We start from the raw sequence: 22,659 nt of genomic DNA, 5'->3' as shown, positions 1-22,659 counted from the left end.
ACCCCTGACCGTAGCGGTACGCACCGACGAAATCACTCAACGCAACCAACTGTGGTCCGCATCACCACGAGCACCCAGGAAAGGACGATCACCGTGCCACAACCTGCCGCATTTCCTCCCCACCCTGAACGACGAGGTCTCGACGCTGTAGGCGCCCGATGAAGTTCTCGACCTTCCACCTCTTCCATCAGAACGCGGGGCAGTCCGCGCGGGAGGTGTACGACTACCAGATCGAGATCGTCGAGCTCCTGGAGGAGCTCGGCTTCGACGGGGTATGGGTCGCCGAGCACCACTTCCGGGACTACGGCGTCGTCCCCAACATCTTCAACCTGCTGTCCAACCTCGCGGCGCGCACGGAGAAGCTCCGGCTGGGCACCGGGATCGTCGTCCTCCCCCTGCACAACCCCATCCACGTGGCCGAGGAGGCCGCGATGGTGGATCTGTTGTCCGGCGGGCGGCTGGAAGTGGGGATCGGCCGCGGTTACCAGAGCATCGAGTTCGAGAACTTCGGCCTCGACCTGAGCGAGGCCCGGGACCGCTTCAACGAGTGCCTCGACATGATCCTCGGGCTGTGGACGCAGAACGACTTCGAGTACAAGGGCCGGTTCTACGAGACCACGAACCCGCTGACGCTGATGCCCAAGCCCGTCCAGCGCCCGCACCCGCCCCTGCATGTGGCGGCGGTCAGCCCCGAGACGGTGGAGCTGTACGCGGCGCGCGGCATCCCGATCCTGGCCGACCCCGCCGCCCCGTTCAAGAAGATCGCGAAGGCCGCCGAGACCTGGCACGCGACCGCCGCCGCCAACGGCGTCGACACCACCGGGATGGAACTGGTGGCGAGCCGTTCGGTCTACGTCGCGCCGACCGTGGAGCAGGCCCGCGAGGACCAGGCCCGGTTCGAGGCGATGTTCGACCGGTCGCGCATCTTCAACGTGCAGAGCGCGCCCATCGACCCCAAGACCGGCCAGGCGGCCAAGGGCTTCGAGTACTACCAGCACCGCTACCTCAAGGGCGGCTCGGTCGACAACGACTTCCGCTGGGAGCAGCTGGAGGTCATCGGCGACCCGGAGCGGGTCATCGGCCAGATCAAGACGATCCAGGAGATGGGGTTCACGAACCTCATGTGCGACTTCGGCTCGACCCGGCCCGTGCCGATCGAGGAGATGAAGAAGGTCCTGAAGTTCTTCGCCGCAGAAGTCATGCCGGCGTTCCGTTAAGGAGGCGCGATGTCCGTCGTACAACGGTTCACTCTCGGGGACGTCCTCAGCGAGCATCGGCGCGGCCGGCCGCTCGACACCGCCGTCGTGGACGGCGACGTACGGTTGACCTATCCCGAGCTCGACGACCGGGTGAACCGCCTGGCGCACGCCCTGGCGGCGGACGGCGTCACCGCTGGCGAGCGCGTGTTGTGGCTCGGGCAGAACTCCTTCCGCGTCCTGGAGCTGCTCGTCGCCTGCAACCGGCTCGGCGCGGTCTTCTGCCCGGCCAACTGGCGGCAGAGCGCCGACGAGCTGGCGTACGTCCTGAACGACCTCACGCCGAAGGTCGTCGTGTGGGAGGAGTCCGAGGCGGTCGAAAAGGCGCGGGGCCAGGTCACCCTGGACGCGCGCTGGGTGCGGTCCGGCGACGAGTACGAGTCGTACCTCGCCGACGACACGAGCGAGCCGGCCCACGCCGAAGTGCTCTCCGGCACGCCCGCGCTGGCCCTCTACACCGCCGCGTTCGACGGGCGCCCCAACGCGGCGCTGCTCAGCAGCACCGCGCTGATCTCCCACAGCATGTCGCTGCTGCACATCAGGCAGATGGAGAACGGCTTCACGTTCCTGGCCTGCGGTCCGCTGTTCCACGTGGGCACGATGATGTTCACGCTGGCCACGTTCCAGATCGGCGGCAAGCTCGTCTTCACCCCGGCGTACGAGCCGAAGGAGGTCTGCCGGCTCATCGACGCCGAGAAGTGCACGCAGGCGTTCCTGTTCGGCCCGATGATCGACGGTCTGGTGGAGGCCAACAAGGACGGTGCGTACGACCTGTCGTCCCTGCACTTCGTCTCGCACTCCCCCGAGTGGGACAAGATGATCACGGTCGACGACAGCCCGTGGTGCGCGTCCAAGATGGGCGGCTACGGGCAGACCGAGGTCGGCGGCATGCTCACGTTCCTCGGTCTCGGCATGGGCGGCAAGGGCTACGCGGGCCGACCCTCGCCCTTGGTCCACCTACGCATCCTCGACGCCGACGGCTCCGAGGTCGCACCGGGCGAGGTCGGCGAGATCTGCGCCCGGGGCCCGAGCATCTTCTCCGGCTACTGGAACCGCCCCGAGCTGAACGAGGCGAAGGCGGCGGGCGGCTGGCACCACACCGGCGACCTGGGCCGGCGCGAGCCCGACGGCACGATCACGTTCATCGGTCCCCGGCTCCGCATGATCAAGTCGGCGAACGAGAACATCTACCCCGCCGAGGTCGAACGCGCCCTCAAGGCGCACCCGGCCATCGCCGACGCCGCCGTCATCGGCGTGCCCGACGACCGCTTCGGCCAGTCGCCGAAAGCGATCGTCGTGCTCAAGGACGGCGCGACCGCCACGGCCGACGACGTCATCGAGCACGTGCGCGGCGAGATCGCCTCGTACAAGAAGCCGCGCGAGGTGGCGTTCGTCGACGAGATCCCCAAGCGCGGCTACACCCCCGATTATGACGCGCTGGACGAGCAGCACGGCGGCGGCGCCTACCCCGGCAGCTGAGCCACCTGCAGCCGGGCTAGAGGACGGCGACGGGATTGACCGGGCTCGCGGTGCCCCCCTCGATCCTGAGGGGGGCCACCACGAGGAGGAAGTCGGTGCGGCCCGTCTCGGCGAGCTCCTCCAGCCAGAGCATCTCGGCGAGATGGATGCCGTGCCGCCACAGGAGGATCATGTGCAGGTCGTCGGCGAGCTCCTCGTCGGCGAGCTGGCGGCCGTTGAGCCCCCCGATCGCGGCGTTGTCGCTGGCCACCATGCAGACGTCGCGTTCGGCCAGCCAGCGCCCGCCGTCCGCCGACAGGCCCGGCTGACCGGCCCAGTAGGCGTCCGGGCCGTCCTGCCAGGTGAGCGGCCAGCCGGTGCGCACGACGGCGACGTCACCCGGCCGCACCTCGACGCCGCAAGCCTCCAGATCGTCCGGGCCGATGCGGTCCTCGGCCGCCAGGTGGCCGACTCCTCGCAGGCGCGGGACGTCGAAGAGCACGCCGCGCGCCACGACCGGGCCGGCCTTGTCGATGCCGCAGCGACCGGCGCCGTACGAGCGCACGCGGTCGGCCGGATGCCCGTTGTAGAGCTCCTCCCCCGACCACATGTGGCACAGGGCGTCCATATGGGTCGTGGTCCCGTGCGGCGTCACGACCAGCGCGTCGTCGGCGATCTTCAACCCGGCACCGATGGCCCGCGTGCCGGCCGCGTAGTCTCCGCCGTCGACCGACATGAAGTGTTGCGGCAACGGCCTCCCCCGCAGGTGCGGGACGGTGGTCGGGGCAGGCGACGACGTGGCGCCCCTGATCGGCAGCGACAGGCTCAGCGCACGCCCCTCCCGCACACAGCCGGCGGCTGCGACGATGACCTCCGGGCTGAGCAGGTTGAGGGCCCCGCGTTCGTCATCGGCACCCCAGCGTCCCCAGTTGTTTGACTCGTCAAGCATGATTCGGTTAAGCCTTCCTTTGAAAGGACCGCGCATGACAACGGTGCAGGGCCACTGCGATCCGGCGTTCTCGGCCGTCCGGGACGTCTTCGAGCAGAATTTCGCCGACGGCCGCGAGCTCGGGGCGGCGGTGGCGGTCTATGCCGGGGAGCGCAAGGTCGTGGACCTCTGGGGCGGCGTCGCCGACCGCCGGACCGGCCGTGCGTGGCTCGCGGACACCCCGTGCTTCGCGTTCTCCTGTACGAAGGCGGTGACCGCGACGGCCGCGCTGCTGCTCGCCGAGCGCGGCGCGTACGACATCGACGGGCCGGTGACCAGCTGGTGGCCGGAGTACGGGATGCGCGGCAAGGAGGGCACGACCGCCGCCCATCTGCTCTCTCACCAGGCCGGGCTGCCCGCGTTCGCCCGTCCGGTGAGCGCGGAGGAAGCCGCCGACGCACCCGCGCGGGCCGCCGAGCTGGCCTTGCAGGCGCCGGAGTGGGAGCCGGGGACGGCCCACGGCTATCACGCGCTCACGTACGGATGGCTGGCGGGCGAGATCGTGCGGCGCCATTCGGGCCGGCTGGTCGGCCAGTTCGTGAAGGAGGAGTTCGCGGGCGGCCGGGAACTGTGGATCGGCTCGCCGGACGGCGTCATCGACCGCGCCGCCAAGCTCAGCGCCGGACGGCGGACGCCGAGCAACGGGGCGGACTCGCCGAGGGCGGTCGGGGACGACAACGTGCTCGAACGGCTCGCCAACGCCTACGTCGACCCGGACAGCCCGCTCAACCGGTCGCTCAACAACCCGCATCCCGGCAAGGGCGGCTACAACAACCCGGTCGTGCTCCGGGCGGGCTGGCCCGCCGCCGGGATGATCGCGACCGCACCCGCGCTCGCGGGCTTCTACCGCGACCTCATCGCGGGCAGGATCCTCCGTCCGGACACGCTCACCGAGGCCCTCAAGCCCCGGGCGAGCGGCGCGGACCGCACGATGCTGGTGCGCAGCGCGTTCGGCCTCGGCTACATGCGCCCCGCCATGACGTTCTTCACCCCGGCGGCCGGGCGGCAGTACGCGTTCGGCCACACCGGCGCGGGCGGCTCGATCGGGCTCGGCGACGCCAACGCCGGGCTGGCCGTCGCGTACCTGCCGAACAACATGGGCGACCAGCTCTCCGGCGACCTTCGCGCCTACCGCATCACCGAGGCGGCCTACGCCTCTCTGACCTGACATCAATGCATCGTGATGCCGCCGCTGACCGACACGGTCTGGCCGGTGATGTACTCGGCCCGGTCGGTGCAGAGGAAGGCGACGATGCCCGCGATGTCGTCAGGGCGGCCGATGCGGCGGAGGGGGATCTGCTTGGCCAGTTTGTCGAGCAGTCCCGGGTGCTGGTCGGACACCGCCCGGACCATGGGGGTGTCGGTCGGGCCGGGGCATACCACGTTGCTGGTGACCCCGCCGCGCGCCGCCTCCCGGGCGAGGGTCTTGGCGAGCCCGAAGAGCCCGGCCTTGGTGGCCGCGTAGGCTCCCTCGCCCCCGGATCCGGCCCGGGCGCCGTCGGACGAGATGAAGACCAGGCGTCCCCAGCCGCGTTCGGTCATGCCAGGCAGCAACCCTCGGGTGAGCTGCATCGGGGCCCTCAGGTTGATCTTCCACATGAGGTCCCAGGCCGCGGGGTCGCTGTGCACGAACGGCTCGACGATGCTGACCCCGGCGTTGTGAACGAGGATGTCGACCTCGCCCGCCTCGGCCACGAACCGGTCGATGTCCGGCGGATCCGTGAGGTCCACGCGCAGCGCCGTTCCACCCAGTTCCTTGGCGACGGCCTCGGCGGCGGGCAGATCAATGTCGGCGATGACCACCCGTGCTCCGAGCGCGGACAGGTCGGCACAGATCGCACGGCCGATGCCACCCGCTCCACCGGTGACGACGGCCGTACGGCCGGACAGGCTCAATCCGTCCATCCCCGTCATCCCCATACCTTGGCGAGTTCGACGCTCGTCGTGCGCGCGGCGAGCAGGCTGATGGTGTTGGCCATGACCACGTCCCCGTATTCGACGGGCATCCCCGCGACCGCGTCGGTGAGGACGACGACCCGGTAGCCGAGGTTGACCGCCTCCAGGCAGAGACCGGGGATGCCGAGGTTGAGCGACAGCCCGATGGCCACAACCGTGCGCACACCCAACGAACGCAGCGTCTGGTCCAGGGTCGTGCCCGTGAACGGCGAGAAGCCGTGGTAGCGCCGCGACTCCAGATCATCCGGGTCGTACAGCTCGGGCAGCACCTCGATCGCTCCGGTGCCCTCCAGCATGTGCCCGGGATCCTTGAGGAGGCCCTTGATGAACGGGGTGTTGTCGGTATGGCTGCCCGCCCGGTCGGCGCGGAACGCGGCCGTGCACTGCACGACCCGCACACCTGCCGCCCGGGCGGCCGCGACGGCACGGGCGGCGTTCGCCACCACACCACGCTCGTCGCAGGCCTTGACCAGGTCGGGGAACTTGGCGAGATCCCCGGCGACGCCCCGCTGCATCTCCATCACGAGCAGCGCGGTGTGCCGGGGATCGGCCAGGTCAGCAAGATCGATCGCCACGACGTCCACGATACTGACCTAGCACTTGCTTGGGTAGCCCAACCCGGACCCCGCCCGCGGCTCTGCGGACTGTGTCACTAGCTGGCGAGCATGGCTGCGGCACGGCCGTCGAGGTCGGCGGCGGCCTTCACGCCCCTGTCGCGGAAGGCGGCCAGTTCCTGGCGCATCTCGGTGACGGCCTTGCGTGTCCGGGTCGAGTGCACCCCGGCCATGAGATCCAGGGAGCGCCCCCACTCCCGGCATGCCCCCTCGATATGGCCTTGCTTGAGCCGCATCCGCGCGCCGTCGGCGAGGTTGAGGGCGTTCACGCGGGCGTACGTCTCGTCCGGCCGCGACGCCGCCGCGCGGGTATATGGTCCGGCCGCGTTTCCGGGGTCGCCGAGTGTGTTGAACACGTCGCCGACGCGGGCGTACACGGTGCCTTGCGGCGGTCCCCATGCCAGCACCCAGAACGGGATCTCTTCGGGCGGATGCGGCACGGCCATGAGGTCGAGCGAGCGGTCGACTTGTGCGACGGCGTCGTGGCGCCGGCTGGATGCGGCGTAGGTATGTGCGAGCGCCGTCCGGAAGGTGGCCTCGGTGAACGGGTCGGCCTTCCCTCGCAGCCGGGACAGGGCGGTCTCGGCGAGTGCAACGCACTCCTCGGGCTTGTTTCGTTTGAGCCCCTGCAGCGCCATGGTGCGCATGATGAGCCCGTCGACGCCGTTGACATGTGACTCGGCGGCGAGGCTGAAGGCTTGCAGATAGTAGCGCTGCGCGAGGCCGTGCTGCCCGGCGTCGTAGGCCTTGAACCCGGCCAGGTGGACGGCGCGGCTGGCGACCATCAGCATCTCGCCCTTGGTCTCCGCAGAGGAGAACGCGCCCCGGCACAACGGCGCGAGGTCGTCGCGCAGGTAGGCAATGAGCGCACTGCGCCCATGCTGGCCGCCGTGCCGTTCGTCCATGGTGGTGAACACCGTGACCATGTCCCGCGCGGCTGCGACGTCGGCCACGCCGACGGCCTTCCCGGTCTGCGCGTAGGTGGCCCGACCCGCGATCTCTTCAACGTGGGTGAGCGGCAGCATCGTGGCGGCGGCTGAGTACGCGGAGGCGGTCAGGAAGCTTCGGCGGTCCAAGTCGGCTCTCCACATCGGCAGCAGGGTTCGTATCGGGTCGGAGTCCAGCGATAGCCCGAACAACGGGTCGATGCCCTCGCCGTCGTCCCGTGTCGAAGCGGGCAGGCCAAGGTCGGCCTCAGTAAGCACCCGCCCGAGGTGACTCGACATTGCCTGCGTGAGGTACCAGCTCGTACGCCCGGCCGGTCGGGTCCCGTTGATCCAGTGCTGGACGGTGGACTTGTTGGTCCGCAGTGTCTCACCGCTCTCGGCGGCGATCGCCCGGACTGCCGAAGCAAGCGCCTCGTAGGTGAGGCCGGACGTTTCCACGGCCGACTTGAGCCGGGCATTGGGCGGGAGGTTCATGGCAGAGATCGGTGTACCCGAGCTGTAAACCCGATATACCAGCTCGCGATTGCAGCCCGTTGACCATGCCTTGCCAGCGCGCCAAGGTAGACGTGACCCCAGAGGAGGCGCAAAATGACGCAACCCCCCGACTCGGGCGCCCACAGGATGTTGTCCTTCTACTGCAAGGACCTGAATTCCAGCACCGGTGACGACTGCGCGACCTTCTACCGGACGAACGTGGGTACCTGGATCGTGCAGGGTGATCAGCAAGGGGAACAGGTCAGGGCGCAGCTCATCGCGCTCAAGCCGACCGAGACGTTCTGCGAGATTCCCGAGAACCTGGTGGACCAGTTGGTCCGGATGTACGCGAAGGAGAGATATGGAGTTGATCTCGCTGGAGCAGCGAGGCGAGCTGCGCCGGGCTGCCCATGACATCCGCAAGATCGAGCTGCGCGACCATTACGAGATCGACGCGGCGATCCTGGATGCGTGGCGGACTGGTGATAAGGCCCCGGCAGCGGCCCAGTACGGCTCGTGGGCGGAGACGGTCGCAGCCGACCTGAAGGAGGGGCGGACATGGCGGCGGGTCCGGGTGGTGTCGGAGCCGCTGAGCGAGTACCAGCGGATGGCCGTGGAGTTCGGCGGATTGGGTGTGGACGCTGGCGAAGACCTTCGCTGGCTGCCGAGGCGATTGACATCGATACTGCCGTTGCCGGGAAACGACTGTTTCATCCTTGACTGCGAGGCTGTGATGTTCAACGTCCTCGGTGGCTCCAATGAACGTGCCGAGTTCCAGATGGACCGCGATTCTGCGGCGGTGAGGTTCTGTCTGGACGCTTTCGATGCGGCCTGGGCGCTTGCGATCCCGCATCGTGAGTACCACCCGTCCTGAACGCAGGTCGACGTTGTCCCGACAGGCGGAGGCCTCGCGTAAGGCGTTCGGCACCAGGCTTCGCGACCTTCGCCGCGACGCCGGGCTGAAGGGCGTTGAGCTGGCCGAGCAGCTCGAATGTCACAGCGCGCAGATCTCCCGGATTGAGCACGGACGGCAGAACCCCACCGAGGGCCAGATCAGGGCGTGGGCGATCGCCTGCGGGCAGGCCCGGCAGATCCCTGAGCTGATCGCCGTGCACCGCGAGATCGAACAGATGTGGGTGGAATGGAAGCGGGAGCTTCGCGCCGGGCAGAAACGCATCCAGGCGCGCGGCACCCCCGAGTACGCGCGCACGAAGCTGCTGCGTGCCTACGAACCGATCATCGTGCCGGGCATCCTGCAGGTTCGCGGCTACGTCCTTGAAGTGATGGGGGCGAACGCGCGGCTGTTCGATCTGCCGAGCGACGAGCTGGAGGAAGCAGCCAATGCCCGCCTGGAGCGGCAGCACCTGCTCACCGAAGGGCCGGGCAGATTCTCTTTCGTGATCGAGGCCGGCGCGCTGAACGCGTGGATGGGCGACGCCGAGGTGATGCACGAGCAGTTCGACTTCCTCGTGCGTGCGACCCGTTTGCCCAAGGTGGCCCTCGGGATCATCCCGCCTCGCCAGCGCGTCCTGTTCGGCGGGGAAGGCTTCTATATCTTCGACGACCGGCTCGCACGCAACGACCTGTGGGCCGGAAGCATCCGCGCCACCCGGGCAGAGGAAGTCGGCTTCTACGTGAAGGTGTTCGAGATGCTGCGGTCCATGGCGGTGTACGACCAAGCAGCCCGGAACCTCATCGAGGCGGCGCGCAGCGAGTTGCCGCAAAGACGCGCAAAAAGCTAGCTCCCGGACCAACCGAAGAGTCAATGTCGGGTTACAGAAAGTCGACCCTGATTCCTCGGAGGCCCGATGGTTCTCGATACCCCGCGCTATACCGACACTCCGCCCGCGCCCATCACCGATCTGCGGGCGTCACGCGCTGCCGCTCTGGGGACCGCGCTGCGCGTACACGGCTACGAACCTGAGGTGACCGGAAACGAGCTGCGCTTGCCGATGCCGGGCGACAAGGCGCCACCCCTGGTCTTGCGCTGCGAACATCGCACCGACGATGAAGGCCGGTTGTGGTTCACGACCGGGAACGGGGAGCCGCTCGCCCCGGCCGACGCGCAGCACCTGCACGAGGCGATCACGGCAGTGAAGGGACGCGTCGCCCCGACGACGGCGGTGGGAATGTGACCGCCACGAAGACCAGCACGACGACCAGAAGGCCACCAGAGGTGCTGACCAGCGCCAAGGTCGCGCTGAACTCCCTGGCCGACAACCTGTCGGCCGCTGACGGGGTCGCGTTCAAGGACGCCGACCTGAAGTCGATCGACGGCTACGAGTTCAGCCCCGGCAACTCCCGCAAGGTGCTGGTGTGGTGCCACCGGCACGACTTCGACGACGCGCTGCACTTCTGCACGAACGGCTGCCGTGCGCTTGGCCGCTCCGACCAGGTCACCGAGGTTGCCGGGATCGTGCTGCGCATCCTGCGCGCACTGGCGGCTTGACCATCTCCCGCCTCTTCAACCCCGAGAGGAGAACCGCCATGTCCGTAACGACCCACCTCAGCACTCTGGAAGAGACCCGTCCGACTCGTAACCCCCGCGAGGTGGTGAGCCCCGAGTTGTTCGATCGGCTCGTGGACCGGGTGCGCAAGGAGTACGTGAAGGTCGCCCGGTTCTACGCCGAGCTGATGGTGGAGCAGATGCTCTGCTACTTGGCAACGGCCGCCATCTACAAGCCGGAGAACACCCCGGGCGGCTACTTCTCAGACGGCGAGGCCTTCACCTACCTCACGCCATCGGACGAGGTCGACGACGCGCTGCACGCGTTCCTGGACCTCACTGCGGCCTATCGGGAAACCTGCCACAGACTGACCGGCGGCAGGTTCATCGACCACGTCCCAGTCACGAACGCTTCCATCACCAGCGGCCGCTCGATCGCCTTGACCGTGCGCACCCTGCGCGAGCACGGATGGCGGATCGACGACCGGATGTGGGTCAGCGGCGCCAGCTGCTGCTCCGACATCTGCCAGGGCCGCCTCACCACCGCTGACTAGAGCGAGGACCTATGACACGGAGCGACTGGGACGACCTTCCCACGACGGTGCGGGAGGCGATCACCGAGCACACCGGGCCTATCCGCCGCATCCATCCGGCAGCCGTCGGCAACCACGCCGACATCGCCTCGACCGTGACTGGCGAGGACGGCCGGAAGGTGTTTGTGAAGGCCGCCCGCAAGCTGGCCGACAAGGACGGCCCGGAGGTGCTGTCGCTTCGTACCGAGGCGCGCGTGAATCCCTTCGTCACCGAGTTCGCCCCCCAGCTGCAGTGGACAACGGAGGCCGGGGGGTGGCTCGTGCTCGGCTTCGAGCATCTGACCGGTCGCCACCCCGACTACGCGCCCGGGTCACCGGACCTGGACATCGTCGCGGCGACCGTACAGCGGCTACAGAAGACACCGACACCCGAGATCGTCGACCGGCCCGTCACAATGCGCTGGGCGCTGCCGAACGAGGACCCATCGCCCATGGACGGCCAGGCCCTGCTGCACACCGACCTCAACGCCAGCAACCTCATCATCACCCCGCAGGAGTCGGTGTACATCGTCGACTGGGCGTTCGTGGCGCGCGGCGCCGCCTGGGTGGAGCTGGGGCAGATGATCCCGTGGCTGCTATCGGCCGGGCACACGCCGCAATCCGCCGAAACATGGCTCAGCCAGTTCCCGGCCTGGGCTGACGCCCCAGCCAGTTCGATCGACCACTACGCCCGGCTGCACACCAAGGTGTGGACGCGCCGAGCCCAGGCCCGGCCGGAGCCCTGGATACCGCCGTACCTCGCAAATGTGCGCCGCTGGGCAGAGTTCCGAGGAGTACTGGAGTGAGCCATCAGCAGCACGAACTACACCGACTGGAAGCAGGTCCACGCCACTCAGGAACTGACCACCCCGGCGGCACGACGGTCAGCATCGACACCGGCATGGTCGACCTGGTCTCGGCACTGTGGCGCGAAGGCTACGCCACCCTCCAGTCCTGCCAGGACCTGGGCAGCGGGATCTTCGGCGGTGGCTGCCTGTTCCCGCCCGAGCGCCGGGCGCGCTACGCGGCGTTCTGGAACGGGTTCGCCTGGCTGAAGATGCCCGCCGACGACCTGGAGCGCCTCATGCTGCTGGCCGAGCCGATCGTGCCCGGCAACGGCTGGGAGGCCAACATCCCGATCCTGCCGCCGGAGGGGATCGCCTCGTTCGGCAACCTGCGGTACCCGACCCGGCAGACCCCAGAGCTGATCGAGCTGATCGACGGGGACTAGTACCAATGCCGGGAAGTTAAGGGTCTTTGGTTCCTGTCAAGGGTGGTCCGGCGAGGATGTCGATGGCCAGGGTGGCTTTGTAGGTGGTCCGGTCGATGTGGGGTCCTAGGGCGTTGTATTTGGAGATCGCGCGTTTGACGGTGCGGGCGTTGGTGCGTAGCCGCCGGTCGGGCAGCGGGTCGTCCAGGACGGCCCGCCCGATCTTTCCGATCAGGTCGATGGTGGTGTCGGCGATGATGCCGGCGGCCTGGATGATCTGGTCGCGGGTGGTGTACAGGGCGGTGGTGAAGCCGGCCCGGTCGGGATCGATACCGCGGTTGGTGTTGGTGGCGTCGGTCATCGAGGTGCGCAGCGCCTGGTAGGCCACCAGCAGGGCGCAGACCTCCTGGTCGATCCCGGTGGGGGTGCGGGCGCGCAGTACCCGGCCGCTCAGCAGGGAGGACTTGAGCTCCAGGTAGGCGGTCTCCTCCCACCGCTGGTGGTAGAGCCGCACCAGCGCACCAGCGTGGTGATGAGCCGGTAGGCGCCGGTGGTCCGGCCGGTACGGGTGGCTGCGATGGTGATCTCGGCGTCGATGACGCGGACCTCGATACCCCCAAAGCGTGACAGGTAGGAGCCATCGCCCAGGCGGCGCATCACCGGCAGCCTGGGGGCCGTCCGGCCGGTGCGGACCCGTACCAGCAGCTGTGCCCGGCTGTCGGCGATCGCTGCCACCAGCCACCCGGCGGCGAAGTTGCGGTCGGCCAGCACGATCATCTGCTCACCCATGGCGCCGATGAGCCGGGCGGCGTAGGCGGTCTCGCCATCAGCGGCGCTGCCGAACACCGCGCCGACGATGCTGCGGTGCCGCAGGCCACCACCGTCACCAGCCGCAGCATCGCAAAGGCCGATCCGCTCTGCCGCCGATAGGCCGCCAGGTTCGCAGGACTGTCGGGCACGCTGATGATGGTGCCGTCGATCCCGCATACCAGCAGACCGCGCCAGCGCACCCCGCCCCCGGCCACGGCCACGGCGGCAGGGCCGCGTAGCAACTCAAACAACGCCTTGAGCGGCGCCGCCCCGACCCGGCGCCGGGCCTGGGCCAGCGCCGACGACGACGGCGCAACGCCCGGCTCGGGCAAACCCGCCGTCAACCGTGCCCACACCTGCCGATATCCCAGCTCGGCGAACAACGCCCCGGCCAGCAGCACATACACCACCACCCGCGAGGGCAGCGCCCGCACCCGCCGCTGTATGCCACCGGCCTCGGCCAGCACCGCATCGACCATCTCAAACGGCACAATCTGGATCAGCTCACCCAGATGACCAGGAGCAAACACCCCCGCCGCCGCCCGAACCGGGCGAGTGACCACAGTGATGACACAGGCCGCAGCAGACCTGGCAGCCTCAACAGGCAACGGAGATCCAGTAGATGTGACGGATGTTTGTGAGAGAGCACCCGTTCTACTGGATCTCCGTTCTCATGTCCGCAGTTCCACCGATCCCCTTGACACCAGCACCACCAGCCCTAACTAACCGGCATTGAGGCTAGTCCTGCTCTGGTTCATCGACGGCACCCGCATCATGCAACTGGCCGACGACCACGGCACAGGCGTCAAGACCGTGTACCGGTACCTGCACGAAGGCATCGACGTGCTCGCCGCCTGCGGCCCCGACCTGGCCGATGTTCCGCAAGCGGCCAAAGAGGCCGGGACCTGGACGGGTGGTGATCCGCACCGACCGGGTCGGCACACCGGCCCCTATGGCGTGGACCTGTGATGGTCAGGCAATCACAAGCATCACGGCGGGAACGTCCAGGTCACCTCTACCCCGACGGGTGGCCGCTGTGGACCTCCCAGGTTCGGCCCGGTCGCGAGCACGACAAGACCTGCGCCCGCGAGCACGGCGTCATCGACGCCCGGGCCACCGCCCGCGACTAGCTCATCGGCCTAGCCGACCTCGGCTACGAAGGCGCCGTGCACGTCCTGCGCGTCCCGATCAAAGGCTCAAGGACCGCCGGCTCACCGCCGACCAGAAGACCTACAACAAGCTGCCACGCAGCGTACGCGGCATCGGCGAACGCGCCAACGCCCCGCCCACCCGCTTCCGAAGCCATGATCCACATCGCGATGATCGACCTGTCGACCCACGGCCTCACCGGTGAGTCCACCGTCACCTGGCGCGGCACTCTACACCGCAAATACAGGACAAAACCCCTTTAAGCAACATGTAAAAAAGCAGTAAAGTGCAATCAAAGTGGCCTTTGCTGTGGCGACCTGGCGTGCGTCAAGGTCTCATGACCAGTCCGGCGGTTGACGTGGCGGACAATGACAACATCAGCGCAGGTAGTTGATCAACCCACACCTCTTGGAAGATAATTTACGAACCGCACTGTGCCATCAAAGAACCGACTGCCGATGATGACAGTGTTACGTTTTGTCATCATCGGGATACAGAATGTCGCCAGCTAGGCGGGCATGGCTATTGACTGACGTAAAGCAAGTGAATACGCTGCCCAAAACCAAATAGGTTGCCAGGAATCAACTCACAGGCGTTTGGAGACAGGGATCGAATGCCCGTGCCGAACAATGCACGACGCATTACTGGTGCATTTTCCTATTACATCCAAGTGGCTATGAATACCATGGGCCTGTGAGTGGTAGTCACCGGGGTGAATCGTGGGCTGGTTCAGGCGATCGCCGCCCGCATAATAATAACAGCCAGAGTCGTTATGACTGCGTGCCATCCTCACCAGGCTATCCAGTAATCATAGGTCAGCGCGGTAAACAGAACCACGTTTAACACCAATGTCGTTGGGCTCGTCATGACATGCCAGGCGTTCCTTCCGCTTCTTCGTGCGGTTTTCCTACCCAAATGCGATCAATATCAGCACAAGCCTGGCCTCGGTCGCCTCTGTGGAGGATTCATGCTCTTTCAGGTACGCGTCTACAAGGCCGCCCTCAACATGGCGACCCGCAAGATTGCCGCCGAACTTGCCGACTACGGGCGATCGCCGTCGCGATCGATCCGGACTGGCTGCGCACCTGGAAGCTCTGGGGGCTCGCCTGCGGGGCCCGAGCCTTCCTCTGGATCGACGAACATGAGCAGTGCGGGCAGCTGGCGGTCGCGGACGACCCGCCCTATACCGCCACTCGCTCATTGGAGGGCCTGTCCCGCCACTGGCAGGGCAAGCTCAAGCTGCTCGTTTCAGTCACGCGCACTTCCACGGGTCCGCATATGACGATCGCCCACCATCAGCAAAAATCCGATTACATCGACATGCTGCTGGCGGATCTTACATCAGCCATCTCTCAATGCCCGAGCGTTTCCCTCATGCCGGGGTTCCACAGCTCAACCACCGGGCCGGCGAACAAACTATGACCGGAACCGAGACCGCATCGAAAGGGCCCTCCCCATTGTCGCCTGGCACGGTCCGCCTGGGTGTCAGGGCAACCTGGAGGCTGATCTCACCTTTCCGTTTGCTGCTATCGCTGGTTCTTCTTGCGTCAGTCGCTTCGTCGGGGTCGCTGACCGTCGTCTCATTGTTCGCCCGTGACGAGCTCGGTGCCTCCGCCGTGATGGTCACCATCTACTTCGTAGTGGTCGCTCTGTCAGGCGGACTGGTCCTGCTGGTCACCGGGCGGCTGTCTGACCGCGGGCAGTTGCGGCGGGTTCTGATCTCGGCCAGCCTTGCTTGGCTGGCCATCGGATACGGGCTCCTAACCGCAGCTCACTCCATCCTCGCGATGCTTCTCATCGGCATCGTGTTCATCAGCGCCCTCAACATCGCCAATGCCCAGTTGCTCGCCCACGCCCGTGACGTTCTGAACGATCAGGCGCATCCGCATCAATCAATCTTCATGGTGAGTCTGGTGCGGGTGGTGTTCTCTATCGGCTCACTTCTCGGGTTCAGCGGCGGCGGTGTGGGCCTAGCTTGGCTCGGGGCCCGCGCCGTCTTCGCCCTCACCGCGTTCATATATCTGCTATGCCTGGGATTGTCGTTTATCAGCCTAGATCGTCGCCTGACTCCTCTGCGGCCACCCGATAGAGGTACTAATGGCGGATATGACCGTCCTACGGAACGAGCTGAGGGCGTCCATTCTGAGGAGAACCCGGATGCGGATACCGGTACGAACTCATTGAGACTCCTTGCTCTTTTCTCGTTGTTGATGGTCTTGTTCGCCAGTGGCAGGGTCATGCAGGTATCCCAGCTCCCCATCGTGGTTCATGAATCATTGGGAGGCGGACTTGAATGGGTCGGCTTGATCCTTGCCATACCGCCGTTCGTGGAGCTGGCCTTGATGCCCGCGATGGCCTGGGCCGCTTCGCGCTGGGGGCGCGGAAACATCTTCCTTATCGGCGCGTTCGCCAGTGTGGTGTACTACGGCGGCGTGGCGGTGGCCGAATCACGATGGCAGCTGATCGTGCTGCAAGGATGCTATGCCGTCTTCGGGGCTGCGGCGATCATGGTCGGAATCGACATCGGTCAGCGGCTAATGACCAACCGACCAGGCCTAGCTACATCTTCGTATCTAAGCCATGAGAATCTCGCCGTGGTAACCGGCAGCATCGTGGCCACCACCAGTGTCGCTGCCTTCGGTAACCGCACAGGCTTCCTTATGCCAGCGTTCCTCTGCCTAGCTGCTCTGTCGATGACGGCGCTTCTGTTTGCAAGGTATCCGGCGAGATTCGACCTGCGCCCCCTCCATTCGCGATTGCCGCGCAGGAAAAGGACAGCACCGTGAGCGAGGCGAACAATATGAAACGTTGGCTATATGTTGACACTTACACCTCACCAGCCGACGTGGCGGCCGGTGACGTGGCTGCCGGCCCATCAAGCGATTCAATCGGATACGGGATTACCGCCTCGGCCGCCATCGTCGCGGAACTAGAGGCACGAGGGTTCGACGTGATCCGGGTTAATCCCCATACTCCCGCCGGGCAGGGGAGCCGCAGTGACAGCCGGGCTCGGTGGACTGCCAATGTCTACCGCCGTATCGTGGACGCCATCGACCGGGAACATCCAGACCTGATATTCATTTTCCATATATTCTCAGTCTTCCCTTCGGTGATCCGCAAAGCTCTCCAAGATATGGGTACCGACATACCTGTGATCGGCTACACTCACGGAAGTCATTGGGATCCGACTGACACCTACCGCGCGGATCGACATCCGCGACTCAGGCTGCTCGATCTTGCGAACATCGACTCGCTTGACCGCCTCCTCGTAGTGTCGGAATACATGTGCCGAACCTTGGAAGAAAACATCGGTGCCTTGTCCCCAGCGCTGGCTAACGATGTCACCAATAAGACGTCCATCGTCGGCCTACCACTCGATACCACGCAGATTCAACGACAGTGGACAGGCGAGCAATTTGATCGCACAACTATCGTCTTCAATCATGCGCCGATTGAGAGCAAGAGGCCGAAAGTGTTTACGCAGGCCGCCAATGAAATACTCGATCGCCACGATGCGGTGATCGTGTTTACCCGAAGATTCGCCGAAGAGGATCCTGGAGGGAAAGAAGTCTCCGAGCTTGCCGATCGCCATCCTGGCCAGGTAGTACTCGGCAATGATATGTCGATCGCCGACTACTATCGCACGCTGTGGAGGTCACACATCCAGGTTTCAACGGCAAGCCACGAGAGCTTTGGAGTCGCAACGCTTGAAGCGATGTATACCCACAACTGCTGCCTTCTGCCCACCAAGGGCGCCTATCCGGAAATATGCCACAACAATCCCGATGTCCTGTATGACGGAACTGTCAGTACCCTCGTCAAACGGCTCACTCACCTAATCAAGTCCCCATACGAACGCCGAAGGATGAGCGTCGAGCTCAGCAAGATCGCCATGCTCCACGACGCTCCCGCTGTCGTCGATCGCATCCTGGAAAGCATCTCGGACATCGCCTCGTCGCATCGAGTGAAAGGCAGCAATGACTGAACGCGACATCCTTATCTGGGCCGCAGGTGGGGCGCATCCGGTCGATCCACAGTTCCGCGATGACCTGCTGCTCACTGCAGCTCAGGCCCATCGCCTGGGGACCCGCCTACGACAACGGCTCGACACCGAACGACCTCGCTGGGCATCCTCATCGTTGATCGACGCAGTCGCAGGGTTGGCTACGGACGCTCAGCAACGGAGTGCACGGCTACACGAGGCCTACACCGAGATTCTGCGTGCTGCGATCGGCGAGGCTCGGCCCGTATTGAGCAAAGGCATCGTCTACCCGCTCCTGCTCCAAACTGAGCAGTCGATCACCTGGAGTGCCGACCTCGACCTATTCGCCCCGAGCCCCGAGTCGCTCCGCGACGCCCTGACGGAACTGGGATACATCCTTGACCCCAAGGACCCCCCGGCGCCCTACGGGCGGATCGTGCTGCACGAGTACGGCAAGCTCGACCGTGGCGAGATTCAGATCGATCTCCACAATCACTTTCCCGCGTGGAGATACCCCCCGCTCGAAGCGATCCGCCGTACCAGACCTCCCGCTATCTCCGGCTCCTGGGAAGTTCCGAGTTCGTTGGAGCGCGGGCAGGTTGCCGCACCACAACTCGTAGAGGCCTCCATCCAGGCCATGACTCCTGCTGGAGTACGCCTGCCCGTTACCTCGCCGGAGATGACCGCAATCATCAGCTGTTGTCATATCTTCGCTAACCATCTGACGGAGTTCCGGGCGCCGTATGCCACCATCCGCCTCGGCGAAGTGGCCAATCTGTTCGAGTTGCTACAGAAGTCGGAATTTTCCTGGGCCCGATTCCATCGTATTGTCGTCGATGTGGGGGCTCAAGACGCCGCCGCCTATGCGTTCGCGGTCATCAACGAACTACTGGACCAACGGCTCGTCCCACCGGAAGACGCAGCTCTTCCCGATGAGCCGCTGCCCCCGCGCGCTCTTTGGTTTGCCCGTGGGGAGGGCGCCCTCCTGATCTCCACCGCGGGGGTGGAATGTCCGCGCGACGTCGTGATCAACGAGACGCCGGAAGAGCGAGTGATCCAGTACTTGGGGACCTCTCGAATCCGGGCGGGTTACGAGAACGGCACCGAATGGCATAGCTCGTGCCCATCAGAGGAGAGGGGCGTGCGTCGCGTGCTGCTTCAAACTCCTGCCTCTCGTAAACTTCACTTCAGGTTCGCTTTCGTACGCACGGAGAGCGGACTTCGTTTTCTCATTGACGTCCCTTCAACGTCACCTGGCTGTGAGGTCGATTTCCTGCTGCATCTCGGCAATTGCATTTACGAGCTCGTCCAACACCCCAAAGGGGAGTTCTACGCCTACGATAGAAGGACCGAAAGTCGGATTGCCGATGAAACCGTCCGGCTTTCTCTGAGGGACGACGCCATCTATGTCATCGACATTGATTGGTCGAGGGTGGCCGATAAAATGCAAACTGCAGAAATCACTATGCTGCTCGGTGTCCGTGAATGGGAGGCCGATGGGGGTCGTCCGGCCGCCACGACAATGATCCCACTTCAAATGTTGATCAACGAGGCCTGAGGTCGGTCTGCGGCCTTGCCCCCCCTTATCGGGAGAATTATATGAGCTCAACGACGCACTGCATCCTCTGTACCTGCATCCACGGGGCAGGTGAGAGCACAGCTCTCCAGATAATTGCCGATGATCTTCATTGGAGAGTGACCAAGATCCAGCTCTTCGATCGGGACAGCGTTGCTTGTCGAAGACCCGATCCACGATGCGAGGGCACTGAGCGATCGTGGGTACTTGCTGTGGCTCCCGGCCAACGAACCCGCGAGCGAGGAGCACCACGAGGACACCTGGGGGGGACGAGTTCGAGTGGGGAAGAGTCGGCATCGATGTCCACACCAGGTGCCCCTTCGTCTCGTACCCGCATGATCTGGCGGACAGGGAGACCGGTCCGGCCACCCACCCGGGGCTGTGGAACATGTCGGCCGATAACGTCGACGACGAGGCGACTCGCGATCAGCGGCTGGGGGACGACGACGGTCACCGAGGGCCTACGCGGAGCAGGCGATGCTCGACACCGGGATAACGACGGAATACCGCCTGGTGAGGACCAGTCCGGTTCCGCGCTCTCCTCCCGCACAGCTTCGTACGGGACCGGCAGGACGGAGCCGATGACCCGTCGCTGCTCCTCAGCGTGCGCCGACATGACTACCTGGGCAGGCACGCGACCACCTCGCTTCTCGTCCATCCTATGCATAGCCCACCGAAAGGCAGCTTTGGAATGCATCCACCAGGCGTACCCGTGGCCGAGCCCAAGGGGGAGGAACTGGCCGCACGGTTCAATGACGCGGAACTCGAATTCCTCTCCAGGCTGGCCGACAACGAGAGCCGGGCTGTGCTGCTGGCTGGCTCGTACGCCCGAGGATGGGAACACTCGCACAGCGACATCGACGTATCGATAGTTCTGGGTGCTCCCTCTGTTGACACTGCAACCATAACCGAAGTACGCCATCGCCTCGTTTATCACAACGGCAAGCGATGGGATATCGAGTATTGGCCAAACGGCTTCGTTGAATTGCTTGCCTCCGCCGTGGCAAGGGCGAATGCTTCTGTCGAAGCGGGTATCGACCCGACCTCGATACTCGGGGGTTATGAGGTTGGCCGGGCGCTCCGGCTGTACGACAGCGTTGCGCTGACCGGGGCCGAGTATGCCGCTGACTGCAAGGCGCTCCTGCACAGGGCCGGGCTCGGCCGCTTGGTCGTCGGTACAGCAGTGGAAGCAGCCGAAGCCGCGCTCGATGCCGCGCTCGGACTCGGTTCGTATGGGGATATTCGGACCGCGACGCTGGCCGTGGCGGGAGCACTGGAGCACTCGGTCGACGCGTACGCGGCGGCGCATGGAGTTGTGACGCCCGGTTCGAAATGGCGTTTTCGCAGATACGAGTCCGTCGCGCGTATGGTCTGCGCGGGCGAGCTTCCCATGGAGGTGGAGACCTGCTGGCGGTGGCTCAGCCTAGCTGACCTGGACGGGGCGACGGCCGATCAATGGATCAACGACGCGACGGAGGCCTGCCAGATCCTGCTGTCGGCCGTCTCGGAGATCGACGGGGACGGTGCGCCCGTCACCGCCAATCCACCTCGCGACGTAGCTAGACCAGGAGCAGAGAAGTGAACCGACCTGAGACTTCAGCCCTCGCCACGCCGCCCTTCCTGGGGAAACAGGACCGGGACCGGGCACGGCACGCGTCCGGTGCCGGATCGGTAGCGGTCGTCGTCGGTCCGGACGGCATCGTCCTGCATCTTCGCGACGACAAACCGTCGATTCCCAACCCGGGACGCTGGTCGTTGTTCGGCGGGGCCGCCGACCCGGGCGAACATCCGTACACCACGATCGTCCGCGAGCTCAGGGAGGAACTCGGGATCACACCCGAAACCTGCCGCCCACTCTGGCGTCTCGTCGACACCGACGGCGACGGACGCCTCCTGACCGTTTTCGAAGCGCGGACGAACGTGGCGACCGATCGACTGGTCCTCAACGAGGGACAGGCGCTCGGGGCGTTCTCACTCGCCGAGGCGCTGGAGCTCCGGCTGGCGGAATTCTGCCGCCGGGTGCTGTCTGATTACAGCGCCGTATCGACCTTGTACGAGCTTCGCCATGTCGATTGAGAGGGCGAGAGATGGGCTTTGGCTCTCCGCCGAACACAGGTCAGCACTGCCCCGACTTCATGTCCGAGGACAGCTATCTTGCGCGTACCGGCCAGGTGGAAGAGATCTGGCGGAGTCTGTGCGAGGACATTTCCCCAGCACTTCTCGCCCGATTGGCGGAGTGTGTCTTCGTGATGCTCAAGCCTGACGCCCTCGCAACGGGAAAACATCAGACCATGCTGGATCGAATGGCCAGCGCCGGCTGGCGAATATTGTACGCTCAGGCCGCACTCACTGCATCGGCGCGCCACTTCGAGGAGCTGTACAAATACAACCTGACCGTACGCAACGAGCAAAACATGCTCGGCGACTGGTGGATCAACGCTCGCCTGTACGGGATGTCGCCGAGCCTGGTCCTTCTGCTCCAGGTCCCGCCCGGCATTGGCCGTACCGCGCACCAGGAGGTCAAGAGCCGCAAGGGCCCGTCGAACCCCTTCGCCGGAGCACCGGGGCAGCTCCGCTGGGAGGCCGGCGCCACCAACCTCGCGCTCAACCTCCTGCACACCGCGGACGACCCGATCTCCTCGGCCCGGGAGTTCCTGATCTTCGGCAGCACTCAGGACCTCGGCCACGCCCTGGCACGAGCCACCGCCCCCGATCGTGCTCCCGCCCGGCGGGCGATCCCGCCCGAGGTCTCAACCGAGTCACTCGACGAGCAGATCTTCCTCGCCGGCACCGGAGACCGGCGCCTGGATTTGCCGAGCGTCCTCATCGGCATCAAGAGCCGACTCCGGGCCACCGAGACCTCAGACCAGTTCGTCGAGGCGACTGACTGCCTGTACGCCCGATATCGCGACCTCGCTCGCGGCGGAGGGGATCTCCATTCCCGCTGGCGGCGGTTCTGCGACCTCTCCGCCGAGGAACTCGCCTTGGTGGATTCATTCCACCGATCATCGGCGCCGGCGCAGTCCGATCCGATAATGCGGCACCTGGCCACGCCCGGTGAGTTCAGGTATGAAACCGCCGGAGAGATCAAAATTGCCCTGCTGCGCCGAGGAATAGCCCTTGACCCCTGGGACGATCTCGCCTTGGACACGAGCATGTTCTACATCTCATGTTTCCAGCCCGAGTGAGGACCAGTAGCCACACGGACGAACGGATTTGGT

Annotated in this window: 26 protein-coding genes; 19 read left to right on the top strand and 7 right to left on the bottom strand. The window is 65.6% G+C overall.

Annotated features, from left to right (window positions below; genetic code table 11):
* Positions 1-158 precede the first annotated feature (158 nt).
* Entirely contained in the window at positions 159-1,217 is a 1,059-nt protein-coding gene (locus ACH34W_RS35095; RefSeq protein WP_395965450.1) for an LLM class flavin-dependent oxidoreductase, read from the top strand.
* A gap of 9 nt (positions 1,218-1,226) precedes the next feature.
* Positions 1,227-2,735, top strand: a complete 1,509-nt coding sequence (locus tag ACH34W_RS35090; protein WP_395965449.1) for an AMP-binding protein — start codon at positions 1,227-1,229, stop codon at positions 2,733-2,735.
* 16 nt (positions 2,736-2,751) lie between these two features.
* Here ACH34W_RS35090 and ACH34W_RS35085 read toward each other — a convergent pair whose 3' ends face one another.
* On the bottom strand, positions 2,752-3,663 hold the full coding sequence (locus ACH34W_RS35085; RefSeq protein WP_395965448.1) for a cyclase family protein: 912 nt from the start codon (positions 3,661-3,663) through the stop codon (positions 2,752-2,754).
* Positions 3,664-3,697: 34 nt separating this feature from the next.
* Here ACH34W_RS35085 and ACH34W_RS35080 point away from each other — a divergent pair, with 34 nt between their 5' ends.
* Positions 3,698-4,870: a serine hydrolase domain-containing protein gene (locus ACH34W_RS35080; RefSeq protein ID WP_395965447.1), complete on the top strand. Its 1,173-nt coding sequence runs from the start codon at positions 3,698-3,700 to the stop codon at positions 4,868-4,870.
* A gap of 2 nt (positions 4,871-4,872) precedes the next feature.
* Here the strand turns inward: ACH34W_RS35080 and ACH34W_RS35075 are convergent, their stop codons facing one another.
* The 3 genes from ACH34W_RS35075 to ACH34W_RS35065 form a co-directional block, all read right to left on the bottom strand.
* On the bottom strand, positions 4,873-5,607 hold the full coding sequence (locus ACH34W_RS35075) for an SDR family NAD(P)-dependent oxidoreductase (protein WP_395965446.1): 735 nt from the start codon (positions 5,605-5,607) through the stop codon (positions 4,873-4,875).
* 5 nt (positions 5,608-5,612) lie between these two features.
* Positions 5,613-6,233 (bottom strand): isochorismatase family protein, encoded by a 621-nt coding sequence (locus ACH34W_RS35070; protein WP_395965445.1) that lies wholly within the window; start codon positions 6,231-6,233, stop codon positions 5,613-5,615.
* Positions 6,234-6,310: 77 nt separating this feature from the next.
* A complete protein-coding gene (locus tag ACH34W_RS35065) occupies positions 6,311-7,693 on the bottom strand; it encodes a hypothetical protein (protein WP_395965444.1) in 1,383 nt (460 codons plus the stop codon).
* A 114-nt stretch (positions 7,694-7,807) separates the two neighbouring features.
* Between ACH34W_RS35065 and ACH34W_RS35060 the strand changes: the two genes are divergently transcribed.
* From ACH34W_RS35060 to ACH34W_RS35025, 8 genes are all read left to right on the top strand, one after another.
* Positions 7,808-8,107: a hypothetical protein gene (locus ACH34W_RS35060; RefSeq protein WP_395965443.1), complete on the top strand. Its 300-nt coding sequence runs from the start codon at positions 7,808-7,810 to the stop codon at positions 8,105-8,107.
* Positions 8,055-8,567, top strand: coding sequence for a DUF6879 family protein (locus ACH34W_RS35055; RefSeq protein WP_395965442.1), 513 nt, complete (start codon positions 8,055-8,057; stop codon positions 8,565-8,567). Before ACH34W_RS35060 ends, ACH34W_RS35055 begins: the two co-directional genes overlap by 53 nt.
* On the top strand, positions 8,548-9,435 hold the full coding sequence (locus ACH34W_RS35050) for a helix-turn-helix domain-containing protein (RefSeq protein ID WP_395965441.1): 888 nt from the start codon (positions 8,548-8,550) through the stop codon (positions 9,433-9,435). Before ACH34W_RS35055 ends, ACH34W_RS35050 begins: the two co-directional genes overlap by 20 nt.
* Positions 9,436-9,501: 66 nt before the next feature.
* The gene (locus ACH34W_RS35045) at positions 9,502-9,828 is read left to right on the top strand and encodes a hypothetical protein (protein ID WP_395965440.1); all 327 of its coding nucleotides are present in this window, start codon (positions 9,502-9,504) and stop codon (positions 9,826-9,828) included.
* Entirely contained in the window at positions 9,825-10,142 is a 318-nt protein-coding gene (locus tag ACH34W_RS35040) for a hypothetical protein (RefSeq protein WP_395965439.1), read from the top strand. The genes ACH34W_RS35045 and ACH34W_RS35040 overlap by 4 nt, the downstream gene beginning before the upstream one ends.
* A 38-nt stretch (positions 10,143-10,180) precedes the next feature.
* A complete protein-coding gene (locus ACH34W_RS35035; RefSeq protein WP_395965438.1) occupies positions 10,181-10,693 on the top strand; it encodes a hypothetical protein in 513 nt (170 codons plus the stop codon).
* A gap of 11 nt (positions 10,694-10,704) precedes the next feature.
* A complete protein-coding gene (locus ACH34W_RS35030; RefSeq protein WP_395965437.1) occupies positions 10,705-11,517 on the top strand; it encodes a phosphotransferase family protein in 813 nt (270 codons plus the stop codon).
* Positions 11,514-11,942 (top strand): hypothetical protein, encoded by a 429-nt coding sequence (locus tag ACH34W_RS35025; RefSeq protein WP_395965436.1) that lies wholly within the window; start codon positions 11,514-11,516, stop codon positions 11,940-11,942. The genes ACH34W_RS35030 and ACH34W_RS35025 overlap by 4 nt, the downstream gene beginning before the upstream one ends.
* Before the next feature lie 16 nt (positions 11,943-11,958).
* Here ACH34W_RS35025 and ACH34W_RS35020 read toward each other — a convergent pair whose 3' ends face one another.
* Genes ACH34W_RS35020 through ACH34W_RS35010 form a run of 3 tightly spaced genes read right to left on the bottom strand, consistent with a single transcriptional unit; the run spans position 11,959 to position 13,339 of the window.
* On the bottom strand, positions 11,959-12,435 hold the full coding sequence (locus tag ACH34W_RS35020) for a hypothetical protein (protein WP_395965435.1): 477 nt from the start codon (positions 12,433-12,435) through the stop codon (positions 11,959-11,961).
* On the bottom strand, positions 12,372-12,710 hold the full coding sequence (locus tag ACH34W_RS35015) for a hypothetical protein (RefSeq protein WP_395965434.1): 339 nt from the start codon (positions 12,708-12,710) through the stop codon (positions 12,372-12,374). Before ACH34W_RS35015 ends, ACH34W_RS35020 begins: the two co-directional genes overlap by 64 nt.
* Positions 12,695-13,339: a transposase domain-containing protein gene (locus ACH34W_RS35010; protein ID WP_395965433.1), complete on the bottom strand. Its 645-nt coding sequence runs from the start codon at positions 13,337-13,339 to the stop codon at positions 12,695-12,697. The genes ACH34W_RS35015 and ACH34W_RS35010 overlap by 16 nt, the downstream gene beginning before the upstream one ends.
* Before the next feature lie 124 nt (positions 13,340-13,463).
* Between ACH34W_RS35010 and ACH34W_RS35005 the strand changes: the two genes are divergently transcribed.
* The 8 genes from ACH34W_RS35005 (at position 13,464) to ACH34W_RS34970 (ending at position 22,626) form a co-directional block, all read left to right on the top strand.
* Positions 13,464-13,700, top strand: a complete 237-nt coding sequence (locus ACH34W_RS35005) for a hypothetical protein (RefSeq protein WP_395965432.1) — start codon at positions 13,464-13,466, stop codon at positions 13,698-13,700.
* A complete protein-coding gene (locus tag ACH34W_RS35000) occupies positions 13,700-13,861 on the top strand; it encodes a hypothetical protein (RefSeq protein WP_395965431.1) in 162 nt (53 codons plus the stop codon). The genes ACH34W_RS35005 and ACH34W_RS35000 overlap by 1 nt, the downstream gene beginning before the upstream one ends.
* A gap of 1,539 nt (positions 13,862-15,400) precedes the next feature.
* Positions 15,401-16,666 carry an MFS transporter gene (locus tag ACH34W_RS34995; protein ID WP_395965430.1) on the top strand — a complete coding sequence of 422 codons (1,266 nt, stop codon included), beginning with the start codon at positions 15,401-15,403 and terminating at the stop codon, positions 16,664-16,666.
* Entirely contained in the window at positions 16,663-17,865 is a 1,203-nt protein-coding gene (locus tag ACH34W_RS34990) for a glycosyltransferase (protein WP_395965429.1), read from the top strand. Before ACH34W_RS34995 ends, ACH34W_RS34990 begins: the two co-directional genes overlap by 4 nt.
* Positions 17,858-19,420 (top strand): nucleotidyltransferase family protein, encoded by a 1,563-nt coding sequence (locus ACH34W_RS34985; RefSeq protein ID WP_395965428.1) that lies wholly within the window; start codon positions 17,858-17,860, stop codon positions 19,418-19,420. Before ACH34W_RS34990 ends, ACH34W_RS34985 begins: the two co-directional genes overlap by 8 nt.
* Positions 19,421-20,150: 730 nt before the next feature.
* Positions 20,151-21,020, top strand: coding sequence for a nucleotidyltransferase domain-containing protein (locus ACH34W_RS34980; protein ID WP_395965427.1), 870 nt, complete (start codon positions 20,151-20,153; stop codon positions 21,018-21,020).
* Complete coding sequence (locus ACH34W_RS34975; RefSeq protein ID WP_395965426.1) at positions 21,017-21,514, top strand: NUDIX hydrolase; 498 nt, start codon at positions 21,017-21,019, stop codon at positions 21,512-21,514. The genes ACH34W_RS34980 and ACH34W_RS34975 overlap by 4 nt, the downstream gene beginning before the upstream one ends.
* A gap of 11 nt (positions 21,515-21,525) precedes the next feature.
* Positions 21,526-22,626, top strand: coding sequence for a nucleoside-diphosphate kinase (locus ACH34W_RS34970; RefSeq protein WP_395965425.1), 1,101 nt, complete (start codon positions 21,526-21,528; stop codon positions 22,624-22,626).
* Positions 22,627-22,659: the final 33 nt, after the last annotated feature.

It is taken from the genome of Actinomadura sp. 6N118, from assembly GCF_044326415.1.
Classification (GTDB): Bacteria; Actinomycetota; Actinomycetes; order Streptosporangiales; family Streptosporangiaceae; genus Spirillospora.
Note: the sequence above shows the minus strand (reverse complement) of the source record. Positions and strands in the feature narration are given on the sequence as shown.

Bases quoted from the DNA above. Each gene is read 5' to 3' on its own strand.
- ACH34W_RS35095 (WP_395965450.1), top strand. From the start codon at position 159: ATGAAGTTCTCGACCTTCCACCTCTTCCATCAGAACGCGGGGCAGTCC.
- ACH34W_RS35090 (WP_395965449.1), top strand. From the start codon at position 1,227: ATGTCCGTCGTACAACGGTTCACTCTCGGGGACGTCCTCAGCGAGCAT.
- ACH34W_RS35085 (WP_395965448.1), bottom strand. From the start codon at position 3,663: ATGCTTGACGAGTCAAACAACTGGGGACGCTGGGGTGCCGATGACGAA.
- ACH34W_RS35080 (WP_395965447.1), top strand. From the start codon at position 3,698: ATGACAACGGTGCAGGGCCACTGCGATCCGGCGTTCTCGGCCGTCCGG.
- ACH34W_RS35075 (WP_395965446.1), bottom strand. From the start codon at position 5,607: ATGGACGGATTGAGCCTGTCCGGCCGTACGGCCGTCGTCACCGGTGGA.
- ACH34W_RS35065 (WP_395965444.1), bottom strand. From the start codon at position 7,693: ATGAACCTCCCGCCCAATGCCCGGCTCAAGTCGGCCGTGGAAACGTCC.
- ACH34W_RS35060 (WP_395965443.1), top strand. From the start codon at position 7,808: ATGACGCAACCCCCCGACTCGGGCGCCCACAGGATGTTGTCCTTCTAC.
- ACH34W_RS35055 (WP_395965442.1), top strand. From the start codon at position 8,055: ATGGAGTTGATCTCGCTGGAGCAGCGAGGCGAGCTGCGCCGGGCTGCC.
- ACH34W_RS35045 (WP_395965440.1), top strand. From the start codon at position 9,502: ATGGTTCTCGATACCCCGCGCTATACCGACACTCCGCCCGCGCCCATC.
- ACH34W_RS35035 (WP_395965438.1), top strand. From the start codon at position 10,181: ATGTCCGTAACGACCCACCTCAGCACTCTGGAAGAGACCCGTCCGACT.
- ACH34W_RS35030 (WP_395965437.1), top strand. From the start codon at position 10,705: ATGACACGGAGCGACTGGGACGACCTTCCCACGACGGTGCGGGAGGCG.
- ACH34W_RS35015 (WP_395965434.1), bottom strand. From the start codon at position 12,710: ATGGGTGAGCAGATGATCGTGCTGGCCGACCGCAACTTCGCCGCCGGG.
- ACH34W_RS35000 (WP_395965431.1), top strand. From the start codon at position 13,700: ATGGTCAGGCAATCACAAGCATCACGGCGGGAACGTCCAGGTCACCTC.
- ACH34W_RS34985 (WP_395965428.1), top strand. From the start codon at position 17,858: ATGACTGAACGCGACATCCTTATCTGGGCCGCAGGTGGGGCGCATCCG.
- ACH34W_RS34970 (WP_395965425.1), top strand. From the start codon at position 21,526: ATGGGCTTTGGCTCTCCGCCGAACACAGGTCAGCACTGCCCCGACTTC.